The organism is Lederbergia ruris, from assembly GCF_018332955.1.
GTDB lineage: Bacteria > Bacillota > Bacilli > Bacillales > Bacillaceae_C > Lederbergia > Lederbergia ruris.
In genome coordinates this window covers 1-3,606 of the sequence record NZ_BORB01000078.1, presented here as the reverse complement: position 1 = coordinate 3,606, position 3,606 = coordinate 1, and the positions used below count along the sequence as shown (strand labels likewise).

Sequence of the window (3,606 nt, the reverse complement as noted above, 5' to 3'; positions counted from 1 at the left end):
CAATCATTTTTCGGAAATCATCGTTATACCGTTTCCCATTATTTTTCTTACTCATCGGACACATCCTCCTTAAAAGTCATTGTATAAATTTAACTTAGATGTGTCCATGAAACTATACTAGCATCACCATTTATATTTGGCTTATATATTTCTTTACTTTTCGTAAAAAGGTGGTCGTTTAAATTTAATCCCCCTTTATTTCTGTGTGTGACCGTTCCATGTCTTATTGTTTCGTTTTATCCCCCTGTCGTTTACACTTTTGCTTCTATTACAACTTCCGATTCTTCCTTTAGTGCAAATATTCCGTTTTGGTTTTTTAAAATAAACTCCTTTGGAATCGCTCCTATTGTAGCTGGCTTGACCTTTTTCGCAAGCTTATTCCGGGGTATTCAACTATCAAAAAATTAATCCAGTTATTCAAATGACGCTTTATTAAAATAATGCTTCATTTTTGCATTCATAATGAGAATATTCCGGTTCTTAAAACCCCAGTTGACAGAAAAAAGTATTCGGTATATAATTATCTCGAATTCGAGATAAAGAGGAATGATAACTGTGAGTAAAGATCATTACGACGAAGAGCTGTCATTGAAGTTATTTGTGGTTTTGACAAGAGCTTTAGATTCCATTAAAAAGCGTGTGGAGGAGAACATTAAAGGGTTAGGGTTAAACACAACTGAATTTGCTGTATTAGAATTGATCTATCATAAAGGAGATCAACCGATCCAAAAAATTGGTGAGAAAGTTCTCATTGCAAGTAGCAGTATTACGTATGTAGTCGATAAATTGGAAAAGAAAAAGTTATTAGAGAGAAAACCGTGCCCCAAAGATCGTCGAATTACGTTTGCCGCTATAACCACAGAGGGAAAAGAATTAATGGATGACGTTTTTCCGAAACATACATTAGCAATTCAAGAAATTTTAGCTGGTTTAGATGTGGATGAGAAGAAGCAGCTGATTGAACAATTGAAAAAATTAGGGTTCCACGCCCAAAAATTGTAATTTTTTTAAATAATTATCTCGGTTTCGTACTATACTAATATGAAGTAAATGTGAGTTTTTGATTAATATCTGAAGTTTAAGATCCATTCAATAGGAGAATGTAGAATAGATGAAATATACTCGAAGACAAGGAGTGAGAGATATGCAGAAACAGACGAGTGGGATTCATCATATTAGCGCCATTGTCGGGCATCCACAAGAAAATGTTGATTTCTACGCTGGTGTTCTCGGTTTACGTTTAGTAAAAAAGACGGTCAATTTTGACGATCCAGGCACATATCATCTCTATTTTGGGGATGAAGAAGGCAAGCCAGGAACGATTATTACATTTTTTCCGTGGGCGAGAGCCAAGCAAGGAAAGATTGGTGACGGACAGGTAGGGATTACATCTTATGTTGTTCCTAAAGGAGCATTCGGTTTCTGGGAGAAGAGATTAGAGAGATTTCAGATTCCCTTTTCAAAAGTGGAGCGCTTTGGTGAGCAGTATGTACAATTCGATGACCCTCATGGCTTGCACTTGGAATTGGTTGAACGGGAGGAAGGGCAAATCAATACCTGGTCGTTCGGAGGAGTTACTCCAGAAGTTGCGATTAAAGGGTTCGGTGGAGCAATCCTTTATTCCGCACAACCTCAACAAACAGCGGAGTTACTCGAAAAAGTTATGGGATTGGAACATGTGGGAGAAGAAGGAGATTTTATCCGTTTCCGTTCACTCGCTGATATCGGAAATATCATTGACCTAAAGAAAGTCTCGACAGAAAGAGGACGAATGGGCGTGGGAACGGTTCATCATATTGCCTTTCGAGCGGGCGATGATCAAGACCAATTAGATTGGCAGGAATACGTTTCAGCTCATGGTTATAGTGTCACCCCTGTTAAGGATCGAAATTATTTTAATGCGATTTACTTTAAGGAGCATGGGGAAATACTATTTGAAATTGCGACAGATCCTCCTGGCTTTGCTCTCGATGAATCGAGAGAAAGAATGGGAGAACAATTAATGTTACCTGAACAGTATGAGCAATACCGGGAACAACTGAACCGTCGGTTAATCCCGATTACGGTAAGGGAATTGGAATAGGAGGGATGCATTTGATGCTTGCCATTGATCCCAATACCAATACGGAAAGAGAGAATTATAAATTTCTAACCGGGAGTATCATCCCAAGACCGATTGCCTTTGTGACAACATTGTCCGAGGCGGGTGTGCTCAACGGAGCACCCTTTAGTTATTTTAATATTGTTTCGTCCAATCCACCGCTGATTTCTTTATCGATCCAACGTTCTGAAGGAAGACAAAAAGATACGGCTAAAAATATCCTTGGGAAAAAAGAATTTGTCGTCCATATTGTGGATGAACAAAATGTTGAAAAAGTGAATCAGACAGCGGCTAGTTTACCCCCTAATGAGAGTGAAATTGATTTAGCAGGATTTACACGAGTCAAAAGTTCAAAGATTACTGTTCCAGGTGTTCAACAAGCGAAAATTCGTATGGAATGTCAACTGGAGCAAGCTTTGGAATTGGGTGGACACGATGCACCAGGATGCGATTTGATCATCGGCAAGGTCATTCATTTCCATATTGAAGATGAAATTTATCAAAATGGAAGAATTGATCCTCTAGGTTTAGCAGCCGTAAGCCGTTTGGCTGGTGCTCATTATGCAAAGCTTGGCTCGACCTTTGAAATCGAACGACCGAAATGATGATTGTAAGAACTTTACTTTTTAATGAGGAGCATTCCTGTAATGAAGAAATTTGAGGATTGAACAAAAAAGAGCCCTCTTGGTATAGTACAGGGTGTCATGATCATGACCCCGAAATTAAATAAATACCAAGGAGGACTCACCAATGAATTATAATCAAAATCACAAAATATCGCAAATCACACCGTCTACACTTGTAATAGGAGTAGATATTGCTAAAGACAAACATGTGGCACGAGCACAGGACGATAGAGGCTATGAATTTGGGAAAAGGTTGATCTTTGAGAATCGAATACACGGCTTTGAACTACTACTAGAATGGATTTTCAAGCTTCAAAAAAAACATGATAAAAGCCATGTCATTATTGGAGCTGAGCCAACAGGTCACTATTGGATGAGCTTAGGTTATTATCTGACGAGCAAAGATTATGACTTTGTATTGGTTAACCCGATGCATGTCAAGAAGTCGAAAGAACTGGATGACAACTCGCCAACGAAAAATGACACAAAGGATGCCCGTGTGATTGCGCAGCTGGTGAAGGATGGGAGATACTCCGTACCAAATCTTCTCGATGGCATTTATGCCGAGTTAAGAGAAGCGATCAAATTACGAGATCAACTCATCAAACAACAGACTGTCACAGAAGGACGCATTCAAAATAACTTGCAGCGTTATTTCCCAGAGTTTCAGGATGTATTTAAACAATGGGATGGAAAGGCCGCATTATATACGTTGCGTGCATTCCCATTTCCATCTGACATTCGTGATAAAACCCCTGAAGATGTACTGGCGGAATGGAAACCCGTTGTAAAGCGTGGTGTTGGCATCAAGCGTGCAACCAAACTGGTAGATAAAGCGAAGAAAAGTGTTGGAATTGAAATCGGCTTACGCTTTGCCAA

At 39.2% G+C, this 3,606-nt stretch carries 4 protein-coding genes; all 4 read left to right on the top strand.

The window, feature by feature from the left end; all coding sequences use genetic code 11:
• The first annotated feature begins 546 nt into the window (after window positions 1-546).
• A complete protein-coding gene (locus tag KI363_RS21405) occupies window positions 547-1,002 on the top strand; it encodes a MarR family winged helix-turn-helix transcriptional regulator (protein WP_158323922.1) in 456 nt (151 codons plus the stop codon).
• 142 nt (window positions 1,003-1,144) lie between these two features.
• Window positions 1,145-2,083, top strand: a complete 939-nt coding sequence (locus tag KI363_RS21400; protein ID WP_212967594.1) for a ring-cleaving dioxygenase — start codon at window positions 1,145-1,147, stop codon at window positions 2,081-2,083.
• Between the two features lie 14 nt (window positions 2,084-2,097).
• The gene (locus tag KI363_RS21395; protein ID WP_212967595.1) at window positions 2,098-2,706 is read left to right on the top strand and encodes a flavin reductase family protein; all 609 of its coding nucleotides are present in this window, start codon (window positions 2,098-2,100) and stop codon (window positions 2,704-2,706) included.
• Between the two features lie 145 nt (window positions 2,707-2,851).
• Window positions 2,852-3,606 (top strand): IS110 family transposase (locus tag KI363_RS21390; protein ID WP_212967593.1); only part of this gene is annotated, 755 nt, incomplete at its 3' end.

Bases quoted from the DNA above. Each gene is read 5' to 3' on its own strand.
- KI363_RS21405 (WP_158323922.1), top strand. From the start codon at position 547: ATGATAACTGTGAGTAAAGATCATTACGACGAAGAGCTGTCATTGAAG.
- KI363_RS21395 (WP_212967595.1), top strand. From the start codon at position 2,098: ATGCTTGCCATTGATCCCAATACCAATACGGAAAGAGAGAATTATAAA.
- KI363_RS21400 (WP_212967594.1), top strand. From the start codon at position 1,145: ATGCAGAAACAGACGAGTGGGATTCATCATATTAGCGCCATTGTCGGG.